The 20,853-nt window shown below is 37.7% G+C and carries 25 protein-coding genes, 1 pseudogene and 1 riboswitch; of the genes and pseudogenes, 16 read left to right on the forward strand and 10 right to left on the reverse strand.

What is annotated here, in order from left to right; translation table 11 throughout:
* Nucleotides 1–35: 35 nt before the first annotated feature.
* From HCH28_RS09435 to HCH28_RS09440, 3 genes are read left to right on the forward strand one after another with little or no spacing between them, the layout of a single operon-like run.
* Nucleotides 36–260, forward strand: a complete 225-nt coding sequence (locus tag HCH28_RS09435; RefSeq protein ID WP_004269369.1) for a hypothetical protein — start codon at nt 36–38, stop codon at nt 258–260.
* Between the two features lie 14 nt (nt 261–274).
* Nucleotides 275–406: a hypothetical protein gene (locus tag HCH28_RS25000; protein ID WP_004269370.1), complete on the forward strand. Its 132-nt coding sequence runs from the start codon at nt 275–277 to the stop codon at nt 404–406.
* A gap of 56 nt (nt 407–462) precedes the next feature.
* The gene (locus tag HCH28_RS09440) at nt 463–789 is read left to right on the forward strand and encodes a DUF3889 domain-containing protein (protein ID WP_221680727.1); all 327 of its coding nucleotides are present in this window, start codon (nt 463–465) and stop codon (nt 787–789) included.
* 35 nt (nt 790–824) lie between these two features.
* On the opposite strand, the gene HCH28_RS09445 is transcribed toward HCH28_RS09440, so the two are convergent.
* Nucleotides 825–1,379, reverse strand: a complete 555-nt coding sequence (locus HCH28_RS09445; RefSeq protein WP_221680728.1) for a DJ-1/PfpI family protein — start codon at nt 1,377–1,379, stop codon at nt 825–827.
* Nucleotides 1,380–1,546: 167 nt separating this feature from the next.
* Between HCH28_RS09445 and HCH28_RS09450 the strand changes: the two genes are divergently transcribed.
* The 6 genes and pseudogenes from HCH28_RS09450 (at nt 1,547) to HCH28_RS25010 (ending at nt 7,228) form a co-directional block, all read left to right on the forward strand.
* Entirely contained in the window at nt 1,547–1,945 is a 399-nt protein-coding gene (locus HCH28_RS09450) for a MarR family winged helix-turn-helix transcriptional regulator (RefSeq protein ID WP_004269373.1), read from the forward strand.
* Nucleotides 1,946–1,950: 5 nt separating this feature from the next.
* Nucleotides 1,951–3,141, forward strand: a complete 1,191-nt coding sequence (locus HCH28_RS09455) for an MFS transporter (RefSeq protein ID WP_370635370.1) — start codon at nt 1,951–1,953, stop codon at nt 3,139–3,141.
* A gap of 499 nt (nt 3,142–3,640) precedes the next feature.
* Nucleotides 3,641–4,249, forward strand: a pseudogene (locus tag HCH28_RS09460) (NUDIX hydrolase).
* Between the two features lie 244 nt (nt 4,250–4,493).
* Entirely contained in the window at nt 4,494–5,189 is a 696-nt protein-coding gene (locus HCH28_RS09465) for a response regulator transcription factor (protein WP_004269376.1), read from the forward strand.
* Between the two features lie 79 nt (nt 5,190–5,268).
* Complete coding sequence (locus HCH28_RS25005; protein WP_255601010.1) at nt 5,269–6,099, forward strand: hypothetical protein; 831 nt, start codon at nt 5,269–5,271, stop codon at nt 6,097–6,099.
* Nucleotides 6,089–7,228, forward strand: a complete 1,140-nt coding sequence (locus HCH28_RS25010) for a sensor histidine kinase (RefSeq protein WP_255601011.1) — start codon at nt 6,089–6,091, stop codon at nt 7,226–7,228. The genes HCH28_RS25005 and HCH28_RS25010 overlap by 11 nt, the downstream gene beginning before the upstream one ends.
* A 374-nt stretch (nt 7,229–7,602) precedes the next feature.
* On the opposite strand, the gene HCH28_RS09475 is transcribed toward HCH28_RS25010, so the two are convergent.
* The 5 genes from HCH28_RS09475 to HCH28_RS09495 all read right to left on the reverse strand — a co-directional run bounded on the left by HCH28_RS09475 (nt 7,603) and on the right by HCH28_RS09495 (nt 10,764).
* Entirely contained in the window at nt 7,603–7,806 is a 204-nt protein-coding gene (locus HCH28_RS09475; protein ID WP_221680730.1) for a hypothetical protein, read from the reverse strand.
* Nucleotides 7,807–7,859: 53 nt separating this feature from the next.
* Nucleotides 7,860–8,606, reverse strand: coding sequence for an amino acid ABC transporter ATP-binding protein (locus HCH28_RS09480; RefSeq protein ID WP_221680731.1), 747 nt, complete (start codon nt 8,604–8,606; stop codon nt 7,860–7,862).
* Between the two features lie 11 nt (nt 8,607–8,617).
* Nucleotides 8,618–9,274, reverse strand: a complete 657-nt coding sequence (locus tag HCH28_RS09485; RefSeq protein WP_004269380.1) for an amino acid ABC transporter permease — start codon at nt 9,272–9,274, stop codon at nt 8,618–8,620.
* A 67-nt stretch (nt 9,275–9,341) separates the two neighbouring features.
* Entirely contained in the window at nt 9,342–10,139 is a 798-nt protein-coding gene (locus HCH28_RS09490; protein ID WP_221680732.1) for an amino acid ABC transporter substrate-binding protein, read from the reverse strand.
* 232 nt (nt 10,140–10,371) lie between these two features.
* Nucleotides 10,372–10,764 (reverse strand): ribonuclease HI family protein, encoded by a 393-nt coding sequence (locus HCH28_RS09495; RefSeq protein ID WP_221680733.1) that lies wholly within the window; start codon nt 10,762–10,764, stop codon nt 10,372–10,374.
* Between the two features lie 186 nt (nt 10,765–10,950).
* Here HCH28_RS09495 and HCH28_RS09500 point away from each other — a divergent pair, with 186 nt between their 5' ends.
* The gene (locus HCH28_RS09500; RefSeq protein ID WP_004269383.1) at nt 10,951–11,142 is read left to right on the forward strand and encodes a zinc-finger domain-containing protein; all 192 of its coding nucleotides are present in this window, start codon (nt 10,951–10,953) and stop codon (nt 11,140–11,142) included.
* 59 nt (nt 11,143–11,201) lie between these two features.
* Here HCH28_RS09500 and HCH28_RS09505 read toward each other — a convergent pair whose 3' ends face one another.
* Nucleotides 11,202–12,185: an SEC-C domain-containing protein gene (locus HCH28_RS09505; protein WP_221680734.1), complete on the reverse strand. Its 984-nt coding sequence runs from the start codon at nt 12,183–12,185 to the stop codon at nt 11,202–11,204.
* 227 nt (nt 12,186–12,412) lie between these two features.
* Complete coding sequence (gene pepF / locus HCH28_RS09510) at nt 12,413–14,227, reverse strand: oligoendopeptidase F (protein ID WP_221680735.1); 1,815 nt, start codon at nt 14,225–14,227, stop codon at nt 12,413–12,415.
* Between the two features lie 217 nt (nt 14,228–14,444).
* Here pepF and HCH28_RS09515 point away from each other — a divergent pair, with 217 nt between their 5' ends.
* Entirely contained in the window at nt 14,445–14,885 is a 441-nt protein-coding gene (locus HCH28_RS09515) for a Dps family protein (RefSeq protein ID WP_016994902.1), read from the forward strand.
* A 190-nt stretch (nt 14,886–15,075) separates the two neighbouring features.
* Nucleotides 15,076–15,513: a general stress protein gene (locus HCH28_RS09520; protein WP_048390084.1), complete on the forward strand. Its 438-nt coding sequence runs from the start codon at nt 15,076–15,078 to the stop codon at nt 15,511–15,513.
* A gap of 115 nt (nt 15,514–15,628) precedes the next feature.
* On the opposite strand, the gene HCH28_RS09525 is transcribed toward HCH28_RS09520, so the two are convergent.
* A complete protein-coding gene (locus HCH28_RS09525) occupies nt 15,629–15,985 on the reverse strand; it encodes a hypothetical protein (RefSeq protein ID WP_131519768.1) in 357 nt (118 codons plus the stop codon).
* 134 nt (nt 15,986–16,119) lie between these two features.
* Nucleotides 16,120–17,019, reverse strand: a complete 900-nt coding sequence (locus HCH28_RS09530) for a DMT family transporter (protein ID WP_004269389.1) — start codon at nt 17,017–17,019, stop codon at nt 16,120–16,122.
* Nucleotides 17,020–17,152: 133 nt separating this feature from the next.
* Here HCH28_RS09530 and HCH28_RS09535 point away from each other — a divergent pair, with 133 nt between their 5' ends.
* From HCH28_RS09535 to HCH28_RS09550, 4 genes are all read left to right on the forward strand, one after another.
* Nucleotides 17,153–18,034 carry a LysR family transcriptional regulator gene (locus HCH28_RS09535; protein ID WP_048390089.1) on the forward strand — a complete coding sequence of 294 codons (882 nt, stop codon included), beginning with the start codon at nt 17,153–17,155 and terminating at the stop codon, nt 18,032–18,034.
* 71 nt (nt 18,035–18,105) lie between these two features.
* Complete coding sequence (locus HCH28_RS09540) at nt 18,106–18,780, forward strand: phosphopantothenoylcysteine decarboxylase domain-containing protein (RefSeq protein WP_221680736.1); 675 nt, start codon at nt 18,106–18,108, stop codon at nt 18,778–18,780.
* Between the two features lie 102 nt (nt 18,781–18,882).
* A complete protein-coding gene (locus tag HCH28_RS09545; RefSeq protein ID WP_131519769.1) occupies nt 18,883–19,485 on the forward strand; it encodes a TetR/AcrR family transcriptional regulator in 603 nt (200 codons plus the stop codon).
* Complete coding sequence (locus tag HCH28_RS09550; protein WP_221680737.1) at nt 19,469–20,563, forward strand: DUF418 domain-containing protein; 1,095 nt, start codon at nt 19,469–19,471, stop codon at nt 20,561–20,563. Before HCH28_RS09545 ends, HCH28_RS09550 begins: the two co-directional genes overlap by 17 nt.
* A gap of 170 nt (nt 20,564–20,733) precedes the next feature.
* Nucleotides 20,734–20,829, forward strand: a riboswitch (SAM riboswitch).
* The last annotated feature ends 24 nt before the right edge of the window (nt 20,830–20,853 follow it).

Genomic DNA, 20,853 nt, shown 5'->3' on the forward strand with positions numbered 1-20,853 from the left:
TATTTGAACAAATTATGTGCAGGAGGTGATGTTACGTGGGCAAACGTAATAATCGAAATAACAGTAAAACCATGAATATGCGAACGCATAATCCTTTTGGTACCTACAAAAGCAAAGATCTTGATCGAAGTAATAGCAATAATAACAATCCGAATGACAACCTAAACGAAGAATTCGCAGCAGAATTTGATGCGAAAGCTAAAAATAAAAACAATAAAACGAATCATGATAAAAACCAGCAGTCCAATAAAACGAAATAACGGAGGTACAAATCATGGCAAAAAAGAGAAAAACAAGCTTTAAAAAGAAAAAGAAGGAAGATACTCATAAAAAGAATGATCGTGAGGAGTACTCAGCCGAGTTTAACCAAGTCATTCATAATAACCCTCAACAGCCAAAGCAATAAAGACAAGCTGCTCCAAAATTTTTTGGAGCGCTTATTTTTTTAAAGGAGTGATTCAAGTGAGGAAGTTATATTTACTTTGGATTGTTTTTGCTTGTCTTACTGTGTTCATACAAACAGCAATGGTCGCAAATGCACAACAAGAAACACCAGCCTATGCCAAATGGGGACAACTGGCCATCAAAGAGGTAAAGGCAAAATATCCATCAGCCAAAATTATCGATTATTTGCATGAGGGTAAAGAAGTACACGGGGCGTCAACAATTGAAAAGTTTAAGCTTTGGCTCAAGCAACCTGATAAGGAATTTGGTGTCTATGTAAGAATTAGTTATCAAAGTGCAACACAAAAGGTAGAAAAAATTGAATTACAAGAAAGCACATCATGAAAAAAAGGATGCCCAGAAAAGGCATCCTCATTCATTTAACCTTCAAGCTTTTGAATAAACGCACGCATCAAGCCTGGTAAATCAGGCCATGCATGTCCACTTACTAAATTGCCATCTGTATGAAGATTGGCATCAATATAAGTAGCGCCAGCCACTTGCACCTCTGGCTTGCAAGCAATATAGGCTGTCAGCTCACGTCCTTTTAGCACTTCAGGAATCGTTGCGAAAATTTGTGCTGCGTGGCAAACGGCTGCAATCGGTTTATTCATTTCGAAAAAATGGGACACGAGTGGTGGCACATGCTCATTTAAACGAATATATTCTGGCGCACGACCACCAGGAATAATCAATCCATCAAAATGGGTTGGATCAACATCAGCAAAAGAAGCATGTGCCTCTAAGCCATAGGCAGGTCGCTCGATGTATGTATCGACGCCATCTACAAAATCGTGTAGTACAGTTTGTAATTTCTTAGCGGATGGTGCTGCAATTGTGACATCATAGCCTGCCTCAAGACAACGATAATAAGGATAAAAAATCTCTAAAGCCTCTACGGCATCTCCTGCAAGTATTAAAACCTTTTTCCCCATGATTCCATCTCCTTTACATTGAAAGTTTATTAACTTTTATTCGACACATGAAAAAAATTTCCTGCTGCTGATCGAGCCATCTTTCCAAATTACTTCCTTTACAAAGAAAAAAATGAAGCGTATAGTATTTATTTAGCTAGGTAAATAATTTTAGGAGGTAGATAGTGATGAATCCAATTTTCCATGCTTTATTCCAAAAAAATCGCTATTTAACTAATTGCTTAAATGAAGTGCTGAAGCAGCATCATTTATATAGTTCTCAGTGGACCATTTTATATTGCTTACATAAAAATGGACCGATGACATTGACGCAAATTTGGAAATATTTAAATGTGGAAGCGCCAAGTATCACAAGAGCGATTACAAGGCTTGAGGCATTGGGCTGGGTACAACGATTAGATGGTGAGGATAAACGAGAAAAGATAGTGACTTTATCCACACAAGCAGAGGAGCGCCTACCAGCCATTACAGCAACTATTCGAGCGTTTGAGGAGGAAATGGTAGGATCTTTAACTGCTGAGGAACAAGAGCAATTTCTAAAGCTATTGGAAAAAATGAAAGGTTGATGGACATGCAGCAAGAAGAGAATACACAAATATGGACGAAGCGTTTCATTAGTCTATTTTTAACGAATATCTCAGTTTTTTTTGTATTTTATGGACTTGTAACGACTTTGCCGCTTTACGCAATAGGGGAGCTACATCAGACAGATAAGGAGGCAGGGCTTCTATTGTCTGGTTTTTTATTGTCAGCAATCATTGTACGCCCGTTTTCAGGAAAACTGTTGGATGTATTCGGTAAGAAAAAACTGTTGGTCCTCTCAATCGTGGGCTATTTTATATGTACCGTCTTATATTTATTTATTCATCCATTCGGACTTTTACTTGGTCTACGTTTTATACAAGGGATTTTCTTTAGTATTATTACAACAGCTGCAGGATCTTTAGCGGCTGATATCGTTCCAGCTAAACGAAAAGGGGCAGGCCTTGGCTATTTCACGATGTCTACAAATCTAGCTGTCGTTATTGGTCCATTTATCGGACTATTATTAATACAATATAGTACCTTTAACGTATTGTTCATCGTTATGAGTATCTGTATTCTAGCAGGAGGAATTCTAGCGTTAACGGTCAATACCGATGATTTACCGAAACCTGCACATGAAGGAAAACTAACCTTTAAATTTGATGATTTGTTTGAGCGAAAGGCGTTACCTGTTGCTGCGATTGCTAGTTTAGTAGCCTTTTCGTATGCCAGTGTTTTATCCTTTTTATCGGTCTATGCACAGCAAAAGGGTTTAATGGCTGTGGCCAGTCTTTTTTATGCCGTGTTTGCTGCATCCATGTTAATTACGCGTCCGTACACAGGTAAACTTTATGATACGAAGGGGCCACAATTTGTTATTATTCCTGGCATTATCTCCTTCGCCATCGGGCTCGTTATGCTCGCTTTTGTAGAAGGGCCCGTATTATTTTTGAGTGCTGCTATTTTTGTAGGCTTCGGCTATGGTGCTGTGACGACAAGCTTGCAAGCATTAGCCGTTCAATCCACAGCCATACAGCGAAGTGGCTATGCTACAGCAACCTATTTTACGATGTTTGACCTTGGGATCGCACTAGGTTCCTATATTTTAGGAATGGTAGCCGTGCAGGCAGGCTATGCTTCAGTCTACTTGTCAGGTGCAGGCTTACTAGGGGTTGTCTTTATTATTTATCTATTACGACTTGCAAAGATGAAACCGAAAAAGGTAGTGAATATATAGTAAAACAGTTGAGCCTGTCCCAACTGTTTTTATGATTATAGGCAATCATGTAGCGTCTCCGTTTTTGACCAAAATATGGTATAATAAGAGAGTAACTAGATAGAGGTTTCATGGGCGGTTGGCACAATTTTAACCTATCTCATTCAACTTATTGAAGAGAAAGGAGTTGATGCCTTTGACTATTTTTGAAGCAATAATGGTTGCAATAAGTCTTTCTACACTTATTGTTTCTGTACTTGCATTGTCATTTACTTTTACACAAAAAAAGTAAACCGCCCCTGCCTCGCCAGCATGTGAGATGGTTTACTTTCATCACTTTGCAAATCGCCTTTGAAGCGATTCGTCTTGTTACTAGGACCATTGGTGTTCCAGCACCAATGGTCTTATTTACTTATATACATCTTCACTAAGAATTATAACATGGATAAACAGTTTTTTTCAAATAATGTAAATTTAATTGTCATTGACTACAATGATTTTTGAGGATTCAGTTGGTAGCGTGGAACCTAAATGGCTTGAGTGGGCAAAACAAATACAATCAATTGCACAGGCAGGACTAACTTATTCGAAGGATATTTATGACTTGGAAAGGTTTGAATCATTAGAGAAATAAGCGTTGACAGTATAGCACACCATACAGAGATTGATAAGACAGTTATACGCGATTTATTTGCTCATGAGACGGGTTATGCCCAAAATTAGATATTCGGGTAGTGGTTTTTAGTGACAATAAAATATGAATGGTTAAAGAAAAGATGGATGGTGATTGGTCATTACCAGGTGGCTGGGGCGACATCGACCTTACGCCTAGTGAAGTAACCATCAAAGAAACAAAAGCAGAATCGGGATTTAATGTAAAAGCAATCAAACTCATAAGTGTATTTGATAAGAAGTGCCCCCCTCATCCACCATCTCTCTACCATGCCTATAAGATGTTTATCCAATGTGAAATCATTGGAGGACGTGCAGAAGAAGGTAAACTAACGCTGTTGCGTTCTTTGCAGAAAATGAACTGCCCTCTCTATCAATGGCTAGAAATACAAAGTCACAACTAAAGTTAGCTTTTCGTCATTTAAATAATCTACATTTACCTACCTATTTTGATTGATATCTCAAGCTGAATAATATGAATTGTATATTTGACGATTAAAGGAGAGCCGCTCAAACCTGCTTTCCTTTTTTATTGTTTTCCTTGAATTTGTATTTGACATCAAGTGTGCATAAAGGAAAACACTAAGAAAATCTTAAGAATTGATGTCTGAGTTTGTTAAGATTTAATTAGTATTATATCCTTATACGAATCCTATAGGGGTGATTGACATGAACCTAAAGCGGTGGAGGAGTGAATGTAGTTGAACATTTTGATTTGTGATGATGATAAAGAAATTGTTAGGGCGATTAGCATTTATTTAGAAAATGAGGGCTATCAAGTATTCAAAGCTTACAATGGGATAGAGGCAATCGATCTTATTCGGGATCACGTTATTCATCTTATTATTATGGATATTATGATGCCAAAAATGGATGGGATTACGGCGACGATGAAGATTCGGCAAGATAATATGATTCCGTTAATTATGCTTTCTGCTAAATCGGAGGATTATGACAAAATACTGGGTTTAAATATCGGAGCAGATGATTATATGGCTAAGCCGTTTAATCCATTAGAACTTGTGGCTAGAGTGAAATCGCAGCTCAGAAGGTATACGACCTTTGGAAGTCTCGAGAGAAGTAGTGCTGTATTTCAAACGGGTGGTCTTGTGATTGATGATGAACAAAAAGTCATTACTGTTGATAAACAAGAGGTTCATTTGACACCAGTGCAATATAAAATCTTAAAGCTTCTGACAGCCAATGCTGGAAGAGTATTCACGATTGAAGAAATTTATGAAAAGGTATGGAATGTCAGGGCTATTAATCCTGAAAATACAGTTTCGGTTCATATTCGAAAGATTCGAGAAAAAATTGAAATTAATCCAAAAGAGCCGAAGTATTTAAAAGTTGTATGGGGAGTTGGGTATAAGGTTGAGAAAGTTGAGAAGTATTAGTCATGCACTTATTACGAAAGTAGTTGTGTTTCTAATTGCTGTTGCTTGTCTAACTGGTATAGCGAGAGTAATGATTAACATGGAATTTAATGAGATTCATCTTAGTAGTATAAATCAAGATAACTATTTTGAAAGCCGAGCATTCGCAGATGAAAGTTACAGCATTATTGCTCCTTTAGCGCAATTAATCGGAAAATATAAAAGTGAAGAATATATTTTAAGTGGAAAGACACTAACAGGAGAGGATAATAGAAGAATCGAAGAGGAATTATATTATGATTTCCGTAATTCTTACAGATATAATCCTAATGTGAGTGAAGAGGAAAATAAGCACATCTATCAAGAAAACTATGCAAAAGACATTGCTAGAACAAAAGATGAAAGTATGAAAGAACAGGTAAGAAATTTTTATCAATTACGCAGTTCGCTCGAAGCCTATGAAGGAATTGTGTTTTATGCAAGTGACGGTGAACATGAGTTCTCCAATAGTGATCTCACTAAGAAAGAGCAATTTGAATCCTTTGATGCATATATGTTATTTGAAGATTATCAACAAAAGCTTTACCCAAATGAAGTGAAAGAAAGTCAATACTTGGATTATTTTACACACGAAGTTAACATGTTAAACCCACAGACAGATGTTATTTATGTGGCGTTTAAAGATTCTTACCTACAGCAAAAAATATCGGAATGGGAAAAAGATAAAGCGGCTGCCCAAGGTTTTCTGAATGAATGGATGGTATTTCTAGCAGGATTTATTTTTTGTTTTGTATATTTAATTATAGTTATTGGAAGAACGCCATTTGATAAAGAAGAAATTCATTTCCATGTCATAGATAAACTTTATAATGACCTTAATATTGTGCTTATCGGTTTGCTTAACAGCGATGTGGATCGCCATGATTGTTGAAGTCTTCCGTGATATGTACATGTTCTTCACCGTGCCTATTTTTATCATTGGCTTACTATTGATTTTATCACTCGTAAAGCATATTAAAAATAGAACGTTCTTTCAGCATACACTCCTCTATCAACTTTTCAAAAAGATATTTATTTTAGTGAAACATGTTTTTGACAGTGGCAGTACAGGCGTGAAAATTGTGCTACTAGTAATTGGCTATCCATTAGTAGTAGCGGCTACGTTTTTCATGTTTCCTATTACGATGGGGATAGCTGCCTGGTTGGCAATGAGAAAGGTGAAGTCGTTTAACCGCATTAAAGAGGGCGTAGAGCAAATTAAAAATGGGGATCTTCATCATCGAATTGAAGTTGATGGAAAAGGGGAGTTTCATCAACTTGCAGAAAATATTAATCGTATTACAGATGGGTTAAAAAAGGCAGTGGATAGTGAAATCAAGAGTGAGCGTTTAAAAACAGAACTTATTACGAATGTTTCGCATGATATTAGAACGCCTTTAACGTCAATTATTACGTATGTTGATTTATTGAAATTAGAAAACGATCCTAAAATGATTGCAGAATATGTAGATGTGTTAGATCAAAAATCGAAAAGACTCAAGCTTTTAACGGATGATTTATTTGAAGCGGCTAAAGCATCAAGTGGTAGTATACCTGTTCAGTTAGAACGGATTGATATCGTATCATTGCTAACGCAAGGAATTGGAGAAATGGATGAAAAAATTGAAGCCTCATCCTTAGATTTTAAGTTAGCCCATCCAACAGAAAAAGTGTATGTGAAGGCTGATGGTAAGCTCCTATGGCGTTCCATCGAAAACTTATTCTCGAATATTTTTAAATACGCACTGCCTACATCAAGGGTATATATTGGTGTGGAAGATTTAGGGAATGAAATACTTGTGACATTTAAAAATATTTCAGCTTATGAATTAAATATTTCAGTTGATGAGTTAATGGAACGCTTTAAACGAGGCGACGAATCAAGGTCAAGTCAAGGTAGCGGATTAGGGTTGTCGATTGCTGAAAGCCTTATTCACATCCAGAATGGCAAATTCTTAGTTCAAGTAGATGGTGATTTATTTAAGGTCATGATTTATCTACCGAAATTTCCAAATGAATAGTGTAATAAAGGAATAGGATCCACGCGTATCCTATTCCTTTTCTGTTGTTGAAAAAAGATCATGTTACTAGAAAAAGACCTTTTAGCAAGGTGAGGGGTTGATTTCCGTTCCGCCAGCGTCCTTGCCAGGGGGCGTCCGATGAGCCGCTTCACTCACTTCCGTTCGCTCCAGGTTCTCCTCTGTGATGCTAAATCCCCTAGGAGTGACGCTGGCTCCACTCCAATCAACCATTCTGCAAAATGTCTTTACTTTTTCCATCATAGCGATCAAATAGCCCATTATTTGTATTCTTAGAGAGGATAAGCTCTTATTTTCAATGTGGAGAAGTTATGCGTGACAACACCTCTTCATAAAGAGTAGTGAATAACTTCACTTTATTTGAAAACCTTTTCTAAAAAGGTAACACTTTTGTAGGTTTGCGTGGAAGGCTTGACTCCCGTAGGATAGCCTCTAAACGAAGCGGCTCGGCGTTCGCCCATAGGAAAGCAAGTAGCCTGCAACGGAAATCCATTTTCACCTTTCACAAAAATTCTATTGATTGTTTTGTTTTTCAACACTATAAAAGGAATAGGATCCATGCATGTCCTATTCCTTTTCTGTACGTAAAGACCTGTACAAAAAGAGAGCCAACTTAGTTAAAATTGTTTTGTAAAAACGATTTTGTACGGTCGTTTTGAGGGTTTGTAAAGAAGTTGTCTGGATGGTCGGATTCGATAATTTGACCACCATCCATAAAGACTACCTTATTTGCTACCTCTCGTGCAAAGCCCATTTCGTGTGTCACTACAATCATCGTCATCTGGTCCTCTGCTAGGCTTTTCATAACCTTTAATACTTCACCCGTCAGCTCAGGATCTAAGGCAGAGGTAGGTTCATCAAATAATAAAATTTGAGGATTCATCATTAGGGCACGTGCAATTGCTACACGTTGTTTTTGGCCACCAGAGAGATTGGCCGGATAAGCCTTGGCCTTGTCGGCAAGACCAATTTTTTGTAGTAAATCTTGACCGCGTTTTGTAATGGCCTCTGTCGATTCTGTTTTTAATAAGCTTGGTGCCATTTCAAGGTTTTGCTGAACGGTTAAGTGGGGGAACAGGTTAAAGTGTTGAAAGACCATTCCCATTTTAGCTGTAATTGCTTTGATGTCCTGTGGCTTTGTATATTGTCCATCTTGCACTAAATAATCGCCATCTACTACAATACTGCCACCATCGATTTCTTCTAAATGTATTAAGCTTCGAAGCATTGTACTTTTCCCAGATCCAGAGGGACCGATAACTGCAATGACATCATTCTTTTCTACCGAAAATGTAATTTGTTTCAGAACCTCCACCTGATCGAATGATTTCTTCAAATTTGTTACTTCCATTAATGCCATATGTGTCACCTCTATTCGAATTTAAAGCGTTTTTCTAGCCATTTAAAGAATACGGTCAATACAAGGGTCATGACTAAGTAAATTGCACCAGCAATAAAGAATGGTGTAATTGTGAAGTCACGATTGACAGCTGTTTGCGCAAAATGTAGTAATTCTGGAACAGCAACTGCATAAAGTAGGGCTGTATCCTTAATTAGTGTAACGGATTCATTTGATAATGCGGGTAAGGCGACGCGAAACATTTGTGGCAAAATAACACGTGTCGTCGTTTGCCATTTGGATAAGCCGAGTACCTGGGCTGCCTCATATTGTCCTTTATCGATGGCAAGAAGACCACCACGGAATATTTCTGCAAAGTAGGCAGCATAATTTAAAATAAAGCCAAGACAAGCGGCCACAAAACGATCGAGTACTAAATATTCACCGATTACTGGCAGCATAGGTAAACCGAAGCAAATCAATAATAATTGTAGTAATAGTGGTGTACCACGCATGATATAAATATACGTATGTGCAAGCCAAGCGAGTGGTTTTATCCGACTTTTTACGGCGAGTGTTAGTAAAAAGCCGAATGGAATCGATACCAGAATGGCGATGAAAAACAGTAAAACTGTCATTTTTGCCCCTTCTAGCATCGGTAATATCATAGTTTGCCAGTAATCCGCCATAACGATGTCCCTCCAAAAAGAGTAAGAGTTCCACTAAGGAAACTCTTACAGTTGATGTATCCTGTCATTATTTTAATACTTTGTCTTCACCAAACCATTTTGTTGAAATGTCAGCCGCAGTACCGTCTTCATTCATTTTGTCTAACGCGGCTTGTAGTTTTTCTAATAAGGCTTCATTTCCTGGTTTCACACCAATACCGTATTGCTCAGGTGCGAGTGATTCCTCTAATAATTTGAATGTGTCAGGCTCTTGCGTCATGTAATATTCTGCAACTACAGCATCAATTACCACAGCATCAACACGGCCTGTTTTTAAGTCGGATAATGCTAAAACATTATCCGCAAATTCTGTAATTTTTTTCACTTCTTTATGAATTGGGTTACCGTTTAATGCATCGGCCGCAGAAGAAAGGGATTGAATACCTACTTCTTGTCCTGCTAAATCACTTAGCTTTGTAATCTTTGAATCTGCCTTTGTTATCACAACTTGAGAGTTTTCAAGATAAGGCTTTGTAAATAAAACTTTTTCCTTACGTTCATCTGTAATGGTATAACCGTTCCAAATTAAATCAATACGTCCACTTAATAATTCAGCCTCTTTTGTTTTCCAATCGATTGGCTGGAATTCTGCTTCAACGCCCATATGCTCTGCTGCAGAACGAGCTAAATCAATATCGAATCCAACGATGTCATTTTTATCATCGCGGAAGCCCATTGGTGCAAATTTATCGTCGATTCCAATAATAATTTTTTCTTGATCTGCTGCTGTTTCGTCTTTTTCTGCTGTCTTTTCTTTTGAAGAGCCGCACGCTGCTAAAACGATGACAGCTGTCAGCATCATAAATAAAGTCACTACACGTTTCATTTTTGTTTCCCCCTATAATCTATCGCTTTCACTTGCTAAACTACTAATGTGTTAAAGGATAACATCGTCCTCTAACAATGTCAATATCGTTTTGGATTAATCAGAAAATGCGTGACGTTTTCTAGCATTTTTTTGAATATCATAAAATAATGAAATTGGGGGATAGTAAATAACTGAAGAATAGGGAAAAGAAAAAAGGACTGCTCCAATAGAACAGTCCTGGGAAATGAGGCTAGGCATTTTTGCTTTGGATTGCTTTTCGTGCCAAGGCATCAGCCGCTTTGTTTTGTGAGTCGGGCACCCATTTGATAAAGAATAAATCAAAGCTAGTGGCAAGCGCTAAAGCTTTTTCTAAATAAGGTTTAAATTCCTCATTTTTCACATATTCTTTTTCCATAGAAGCCACAACGATTTTGGAATCTGAACGCACCGAGACAAGAGGGGAGCCTAGCTTTTGTGCTTCTTCAAGACCACGAACCAATGCCGAAAATTCAGCAATATGGTTGTTTGTCTCACCAATATACTCGCTGATTTGGATATAGTGACCTTCACCTTTAATAAATACACCTATCCCACTTGGCCCAGGATTTCCTGCACTGGCAGCATCTATATAAACTTCTAACATATTATCCCTACTTTGCGTTTTGACTTCATTATAATTGTACAACAAGGCTATGGTTTAAAGCATCCTTGTGAGCAATTCGTGTTGAAAAAAATACGTAGGAAGTAAACAAAATAGTTGCTTGTTGAAATTGAACGCTTCATAATAGTAGGAAGTGAATTTTGGACGTGAAAGGAGCGAGAGTTCTACATGGATAAAGTGACGGTTATGAAGGATATTGATGAACTGCATGATACGTATTGTTCGGATTGCTTAGTGATTAAGCAATTACGTAAAGAGCGTGGTAAACCAGGGGCTCATCGTTTCTGCATTGAAGCCTGTTCAGTTGGAGAAAAGTTACAGTTCCTAGGGGAAGAACTTTTAAAAGTTTATAGTAAATAAACATATGAGAAAAAGCTACATGTATTAGCAAATACATGTAGCTTCTTTAATTGTCATGATTATTTCGTTTCAGCATAGCTGCTTAGATCTTGGTAATACTTTGTAAGAGAGGAAGCCGAAATATCAAATGTCGCAGCGATTTCTTTTACGGTCATAGAAAGGGACTCAAACAGCTCCTTTTCCTGGCCATAACGAATTGCACCAGCTGCAATGGCCGCTTCTTTACGGGCAGTCGGTTGACCTTCAATTAAATAGTCCTCTAAAAGCTCAAGCATCGGTGCTGTTTCACGCTCATTTTGCTCTAGGAAGTCTTTTACTTGTGTCAGGACATTGCTCTCAAAGTTTGAAAATTCCTCACCTTTATAGCCATTTGATACTAATAACTCCCAAAATGCTAGGTGCTCTTCTTTTAAGAAGGAGCCAGCCTTCTTCTCTGAAGCCTCAAAGCGCTTCTTGAATTCTTCAAAGACCTTCGCATGATCCTCTGGGAAGAAAATCAGTGTAGACACAGCTAAATAATGAGCGGATTTCTTCGTTCCATCTGGTAAAATGAAGGCAAATACATGCATACCTTCAGGAATCGGTTTGTTATTTTCACGTCGAATATAAAGCTCATCATTTGTAAGTATATGATTAGCCTTGAAATATTTTTCCTCAACAACAGACACCGTACCAATAAATAAAGTAGGCTGAGACCAATCTTCAAGTACTTTGACTGTAGAAGGTCTTACCGCCTTTTTCTTCGTTTTCTTCAAATAATTTTTCCAAATAGATGGCTCTTGGTGGAAGAAAAAGTCGTCTAAAGCGATGGCTTCAATTAGCTCTCGCTGTAAAACGCTCTCTAATTTAGGCTGCCATGTGCCCACATGCTCAATATAGGCACGAACATCTTTACGTTCTGGATATTCTAAGTAAAATGTTTGTAGCACACGCTCTAATTCTTCGATTTGTACTGTTTCCACTGTTACTTGTTGTTTGCCTTCACAACATTTTTTATATTTTTTGCCGCTACCGCATGGGCATGGATCATTACGTTTTACCATAATTAGAACACTTCCTTTAATCATTGTTAATCGTATATTGCTAAATAATTTGCGTACTCTTAATAATAACGGTACTTTTGTATGAAGAAAAATGATTGTCTATTTTGAAATATCTAAAAAATATAGAGGGACGCCCTGATTCTAGTATATGTACGTATTTTTCTACTTAGAACTAAAAAAAGAAAACGATCTATACCTTGAATAGGCAGGACCGTTTTCTAGTTAAATTATTGTTGAACCGCTTCGATTTCAACTGTCAGGCGTTCAAGCTCATCAATTAAATGGCCAATGTAGGCAATTGTATCACGAAGTGGTTGGTCGGTCGTAATATCAACACCAGCCATTTGCGCTAACTCCACTGGTGATTTTGTACCGCCAGCCTGAAGAACGGCTAGCCAATCTTCAACAGCTGGAGCGCCCTCTTTTAAAATACGTTGAGACACTTGTGTGGAGATGGTTAACCCTGCACTATATGTGTATGGATAAAGGCCCATATAATAGTGCGGCTGACGCATCCATGTGAGTTCAGCGCCTTCAGAAATAACGACTGTATCTCCCCAGAAATCTTCCAACACGGAACGTTTTAATTGATTGAGGATGGTTGCATTAACTGCTTCTCCAGCATCAATTAATTCATATACTTTGCGTTGATAGGCAGCTTCTAGTAAATGTGTCACAAAGTTATGATAATATGTTTTCGCTACAATATTGGAAATTACCCAACGTTTAAAGCGTAGATCTTCATTATGTGTTAGTAAATAATTCGCTAACAGCATTTCATTCATTGTTGATGGCGCTTCAATAAAGTACAAAGATGGTCGACTATTAAGATAAGATTGATGTTCATACGTATTTGCAAAATGCCCAGCATGACCAAGCTCATGAATAAGTGTAAAGACTTCATTCATTTGTTCATTCCAAGACATTAAAATATAAGGATGGCTACCATACGGACTTGAACAAAATGCCCCTGTAGATTTTCCTTTGTTTGGCGCATAGTCAATCCAGCGTTCATTAAAGGCTCTCTCCATTAATTGATTATAGTCTTCACCCATAACGGCTAATGCCTTTTCAACATATTCTTTTGCCTCAGCCATTGATAATCTTGGATCATACTCAGGATCCAGCGCAATTTTTAAATCTGCAAATGTCATTTGGTCGATTCCGTTGGCTTTTTGAATTAACGTTGCATAGCGACGCATATGTGGGGCAAGCTCTTTAGTGATTAAATCAATTTGACGATTATAGAGTGAACGATCGACATCCTGATCAAATAGTAAATAATCAATGACAGAATTAAAGCCTCTTAGGTCAGCCATTGTTTTTTCTTGTTGAATATGTGTGTTATATACTTGTGCCGTTGTATGCTGGTAATCGCGTAGCTTGCTTGAAAAGGCTTGAAAGGCAGCACGGCGTACATCTGTATTTGCTTCAAACTCCCAGTCATTTTCGTACAGCACAAAGCTAAGAGGATGCTTTTCGCCATTGACTTCAAATTCGCCAAAATCCATGTCCACTAATTTTGTCGTATTGTACGTTTTATATGGTGCGTCAAATGTGGCACTGAAGGCTGCCAGCGCTTTTTCCACTTCAGGATGGAGCTGGTGTGGTTTTTGTTTTAATAATTCCTCTAGATATCGTTTGTAAAGAGGGCTTAATGTCGCTGCTTCTTGTAAAACAGCTTCATCCAATGCTAGTAACTCGCTGCGCACGAAGGATAGTGCACTGCTGACTTTTCCGATAGCTGTACCAAACTTTGCAGCACGCATTTGTGCTACATCATTTGTGCGATCTGTCTCAAGATTTAAGCTTGCATATGTGCCAATCGGAACAAACTTTTTTTGTAGCTCTTCAAAGGCTGTTAACACGTCGATTACTTTTTGTGCATTTGTAATCGTACCTTTGTATTGTTGCTCGAAGTAAAGTGCATCTTCCACTAATTGTGCTAAGGTAGGTTCAAAATCAGCCTCATTGCTCAATAAATCTGTTAAATCCCAAGTTTCCTCTACTGCAACATCTTTTCGTAATGGTAAAACTTTCATTTATGGACACCCCTTTACATATAAGTGATTTCATTATAACGAAACTATTTCGGAAAGTGAAATAATTTCATAGAATAGTTGAAATATTCTTACTCTAAATCGTTTCTCATGAAGGATGTTTGAAATATTGTCGGTCGGGAACAATGAGTGTATAGCCAACATCTTTTATTACTCATACTAATGGCTAGAACAAGACATATTGGAGGAGAAATTGATTATGACACAAAACTTAAACAAACAATTAAATAAGCTAGTGGCGACATGGTCTGTGCTTTATACAAAGCTACACAATTATCATTGGTATGTCACAGGTCCAGCCTTCTTTACACTGCATGCAAAATTTGAAGAGCTATATAATGAAACAACATTGAATTTAGATGAAATAGCAGAGCGTATTTTATCAAAGGATGGCAAGCCAGTGGCAACATTAAAAGAGCATCTAGAGCTATCCTATGTAGAGGAAGCAACAGGTGAAGAAACGACAGAGGACATGGTTGCAACGACAATCTCAGATTTCCAAAAGCTGATGAAAGCATTAAATTCTACAATGGAGCTAGCCGCAGAAGAAGGAGACGACCGTACAGAGGATTTACTCAATGCCATGTATCAGTCTCTTGAAAAGCATACATGGATGTTAAAAGCCTTTCTTGACAAGTAAAAATGACAATTTGCATGCTGGAGAAGACATTCTCTCCCGCATGCTATTTTTCTGCCCTTGAACGTATGATGTCAAATCAGCAACATAGTTTAAGGCAATTTAACAATTATTACAGTTTAGTAAAAAGGGTTTGTTTGTGTGCAGTGCGGGTAATTACCTAGTAAGCCATACAACATAGGAGGAATTGAACATGATGAATGAACAAAATCCAAAAATTGAGGTGGCCCATACAAGGGATGAAATGCTTCACATTTTAGAGAATATGCGAATGGAAGGTTATCACCAAGACGATATTCATATTATTGCGAGAGATCCCCAACAGTTTGAGGATGTAAAGTGGGATGCCGATGTGCAAACGCATGAGGCTGGAAATTGGGTAGACCAATTTAAATCTTGGTTTACAGGCGACTCAGCCGTTACAGAGGGTTTAAAACGATTTAATCTGTCAGAGGGACAAATCGCTTACTATGCGCATCTTGTAGAACAAGGAAGTATTGTCTTATATGCAGAACATGAGGATGATGTTGATACACTCCAAACTTATCCAGAGACTGCTGAAGAGCAAGAGGAGCGTTTAAGAAATCAACAGCGTATGGCAGAGGCAGAGCAATATAGAAGATTTTTATAATGAATCAAACTAACGAGATATGACTATTCCTCGCTAGTTTGAATATAGACAAAGTCGATTGTTTCGACTTTGTCTATTATTTTATCTAGCATTTCTTGAAAAGAAGGGCTATTTTTTAAATGCCATCTTTATATTTAGAAATGTTATTTTTCGCATTTAGTATTGAGAGAATAGGATCACTTGTTTTCTTTTTAAAAGGTTGCGAAAGCAGGTCTTGTAAATTAGTAGATTCTCTAATATCAAGGCTTTGTTTGGTTTCCATGAGGAGAACCCTTTGTCCTGTTGGTTTGACAAGGTATTGACGTACATAGCCATTTTCGTATCTGACCTCAGTTTTCGATTTGTTCTTTTTTTCGTCTTCCTCTTCACGGCCACCGACATGTCTCATTAAATCCAGTAGGTTTTGTGTTTGAATTGGTTGATTATCCTTGTTTGGTAAATAATATGACGTATGTAAGGTTTGAAATTGCATGTATGAATATCCTTTATTTTCGTACCTGTAAAAATTAGTCTATTTTACATGCAATCGTGCTATAAAATCAATACATAGTAAAAGGAAGCTTGAGAAATAACGCTCAGCTTCCTTTTTTATTCATATGCACTATATTATTGTATGACTTTTTCCTGTGCATCCTTTTTCATAAAACGTAATACATGGAAATGCTCTAATTGTGCTACTAAATTCCCTATAAGAATGAAGCTGCCACCAATCATTAATTTCATTGTTATGCCTTCTCCGATAAACATCATGGCAAACATAGCGGCAAAAATTGGTTCTAAGGAGAATATAAGACCTGTATGTGTAGCAGAAGTATACTGTTGTGCAACAGTTTGACCCACAAAGCAAAACGCACTACAGATGATGCCAAGCCCTAAAATTGCAATCCAGGATATTGCTGAATTTGGCATTGTCGGTGTTTCGAATAGAAAGGTTAACACAAGTGCATAAATACCAGCAAAGCCAAGCTGATAAATTCCGTATGAAATGGACTCTACATTTCGTGTAAATGAGCTATTTAAAAGTAAATAAATTGAATAACATAATGCAGCAATCGCTACTAATAAATCACCTTTATGGAAAGTGAATGAGCCGTGTGCTGTTAAGACGGTAATACCAATCATGGTACAAATGATCGCAAAGCTAACTGCTCGAGAAGGTAATTTTTTTTCAATAAAGCTGCTGAAAATCGGCACTAACACGACCGTTAGGCTCAAGATGAAGCCAGCATTTGAAACAGAAGTAGATTGTAAACCAAATAAACTTAACGCGAACACAATGAATAATAAAAATCCTTGAATAGCCGCATATTTTAATGTTTTACCATTTACTTTGATCATCCGTTTGTAAAAAATAAGTCCTGCTACGAAAAATGCGATGATACAACGTAATGCCACCACATTATAAACTGCCAACGTTTCTAGCCCCATGACCATAAAGGTATAAGAGAGCCCCCAAAACATTGTGACAATAACCATCAATACATTTGCTTTTCCTTGGATACTCATTATGTTCACCTACCATCTGTGTACTAAAACAGTTTTATACTAAAAATTACTATATATCTTGTGTTGTGATTAGTAAAACGAATGTTTATAATGAATAGGATTAAAAAAATTCATGTATATAGAGGGATTGCGGATGAGCTTAGTTAAATATGAGATTTTAACAAAGGTGGCAGAGGTGGCAAGCTTTACAAAAGCAGCTGATGCGCTAGGGTTAACACAATCTGCTGTGAGTCATGCCGTGTCGAGTTTAGAAAAAGAGTTTGGCTTTGCGCTCATTCATCGAAGTCGTGTGGGTGTGACATTAACGAGTGAGGGACAAACAATGCTAAGGGCAATGCGTCAGGTTTTGGATGCTCAGGAATTATTGCAACAGGAAGCAGCTCACATTCATGGCGTGACAAGAGGTAAGGTTCGAATTGGTGTGATATCGAGTATTTCTTCCAATTGGATGCCAGAAATTGTTCGGATTATGGATAATCAATTTCCAGGGATACAGGTGGAGTTACGAGAGGGAGATTACTATGAAATTGAACAATGGCTCTTAAGTGGTGAAGTAGAAGCAGGGTTTTTGAATGGTCAAAAGTCAGAGCAATATCAGTTCACTGAGCTCCAACAAGACCCATTATTATGTATTGTTTCGGATAAAAGTCCATTGTTTGATAAGACAGAAATTGATATCGTAGATTTAGAGGATATGCCATTTATCATGACTTCCTATAAAGGGACAAATGATGTCAAGGTGCTATTAGAGCAATATCATGTCAAGCCGAATATCCGCTTTGAGCTTTCTGAGGAGGTAGGGATTCTTTCCATGATTTCTCATCATTTAGGGATCAGTATATTACCTCAGTTGGTTATTCAAAATTTACCGCCAACATTGAGAGCGATTCCGTTAAAGCAAGGTGGCTACCGAACGATTGGTATTGCCATGAAACACCATGCTTCGCCAGTCACAAAGAAATTTGCAGAGATATTAAGTGCTTGGCTAAAAGAACAAAACAGCTCCCTAAAATAGTGGCTATTGAAGCCTATCCTTACATTACGTTAAAATAGTATTTGTATATATTTCAGAAAATAGGTGAGTGTATGGGGACATTACAGGGCAAAACCGTACTCATTACAAGTGGGGGAACACTTGAAAAATGGGATCGTGTACGAGGTCATACGAATTTATCAAAAGGCACAATGGGGTGTTATTTAGCAGAGGCGGCGCTGTCTGCTGGCGCTAACGTAGTATACATGCATGGTTACTTTGCACAGCTCCCAGAAAACCAAAATGATATGACATTGATTCAATTTGAAGGCATAGAGGATTTAGGACAAAAGGTGCGTCATGCAGTTCAACAACAACATGTCGATATCGTCATTATGGCGGCTGCGGGCTCTGATTGGGTCATTGACAAAGTATATGATCAATCAGGTAATTTAATGGAGGAAACGGGGAAAATGCCTTCTGACGAACCACCTATTATTCATTTTAAAAAAGCACCAAAAGTATTAGGTCAAATTAAGGGATGGCAACCGAATGTAACGTTAGTAGGCTTTAAGCTCGAAGCAACGAATGATGAGGAATTCTTGTTAGCTCGTGCCAGACTGCGTATGGAAACAGCCAATGCACAATTTATGGTAGCAAATAGCTCTCAGTCTTTATATGGGGGGGATGAACCTCATTGGATTGTACCTGCTGATGGACAGCCTCTTAAAGTAATGGGCAAGCAAAAAACAGCAGAAGCTTTAATGATGTATTTACAAAATCAATAAATATGAACTGTGTAGAGAAATATTTCTACGCAGTTTTTTCTTGTCTAAAAGGTTAGCATCCTATAATATTTACTTAACGGTCGGTAAAAAAGGAGGGTAATAATGGGAAATAAAGAACAAACTTTTCAAAAGATTATAGAAATTGCTTATGGGATGTTTGCGGAAAATGGATTTGAAAAAACAAGCTTAGCAATGATTGCTACAGAGGTCGGTATTTCAAAACCAGCCATTTACTATTATTTTCAATCAAAAGATCAATTAATCGCTTTCATATTTGATGAATTGTATAAAGAAATTCAACATGATGTCGCTGTGGAGTATAAAGAGCTTTCTTCTGCTAATTTTAAGGAGGAATTACTTAAGCTAGGCTATAAATCTATTGAGGCACAGGACAAGGACCCTTATTTTAATAAAATATTTAATCAATATGTACTATTAGCGGCCCGCGATGAAAACTATAAAAGACAATTAGTAGAGCTAGAAACAAGCTTTTTAACGAGCTTTGTTGCTATCCTACGATATGGCGTACAGCTAGGCGTGCTAGAGGATACTCCCCATATAGAAGCGAAGGCACAGATGCTAGCCCTCGTCTATGATAATATCGGTAATTTCATGTTAACAGGCAACCAATTGAACTATAGGGCTATTTGGAAGGAGGCAGTGAATAGCGTTATCCAAGGGGGCAAAGATGACAAAAAGAAATGATGATCGGCGCATTGAAGGTCTTGATTTTGCAAGAGCTCTCGCCATGCTTGGCATGTTCATTGTCAATTTTGGCGTCATAACAGGTTCTACAACGAATGGTTCAACATGGTTAATGGCCTTCCAACATCTTTTCGAGGGACGTGCTTCGGCCGTATTTGTCATGCTAGCAGGAATAGGGACAGCCTTCATGACTCGTCAGGCTAGAGAGAGTAAGGACCCAATCCTTCTTCGTCAAAATCGACTTACTTTGTGGAAGAGGGCGCTTTTGTTATTTACGATAGGGATTATATTATATGCAATCGGCTGGACAGGAGATATCTTACATTATTATGGCGTGTATATGTTTGTTGCTGCTTGTTTGATTGCCCAATCCAAGAAAATGATGATCTTCATAATTGGTGCCATCCTTATCCTTTCACAATGGCTTCAAATTCAATTTAGTTACCTTGCTGGTTGGCATCCAACATATGTGCTACTAGAGTATCTTGATTTTTGGACACCAGCTGGATTTATAAGAAATTTGATGTTTAATGGCTATCATCCACTATTCCCCTGGATTTGCTTCTTTCTGATAGGGATGGTAATGGGCACATTAGATTTAACAAATCATACATTAAGAAAAAACTTACTGGTGATAGGCTTATTGCTAGTCATCGTGACTGAGACTTGTTCAACGTTATTCATTAAGATGACAACCATTCATTTATTAGATGTAGAGAGTGCATTGTATTTATTTGATACAGGACCGATTCCACCGAATATGATGTATGTCCTCTCTAATTCGGCTTCGGCTATTGTTATCATTGTTGGCTCCATCTATCTTGTAGAGACATGTAAAAATAAAGTTATACAATCTTTCATATTAACTGGACAAATGTCTTTAACGCATTATGTTGGCCATGTTGTTATAGGCATTGGAATACTAATTATTTGCCAAAAGCTGGAGAACCAAACACTTGCTTTTTCCATGCTGTATGCCTGCTGTTATTTTTTAGGATGTGTCGTGGTTTCTGTATGGTGGAGGACTAAACATCATCGAGGCCCACTTGAATTCATGATGAGGAAATGGAGCTTGTAATAAATTAATGGATTGCCATCTATTTCTCACTGACTAGGCATAAAATACTTTAGGTATAGGGAGTCTTTTAATCTAAACGACATATTGCATAGTATTCAACTAGGTTTTCTAATATTTTGTATTGACATTCCTATAGCAGAATTATAGAATTATTTTCAAGAAACGCAGTACTCTTATCAAGAGAGGTGGAGGGACTTGGCCCAATGAAGCCTCGGCAACCGAACAACAGGTGCCAAATCCAACAGATGGTGTCTGAGAGATAGGAGGGGCTATCAATCAGTTTGATGCGT

Origin of the sequence: Lysinibacillus sp. K60 (assembly GCF_019731275.1) — a bacterium.
GTDB classification, from domain to species: Bacteria; Bacillota; Bacilli; order Bacillales_A; family Planococcaceae; genus Lysinibacillus; species Lysinibacillus capsici.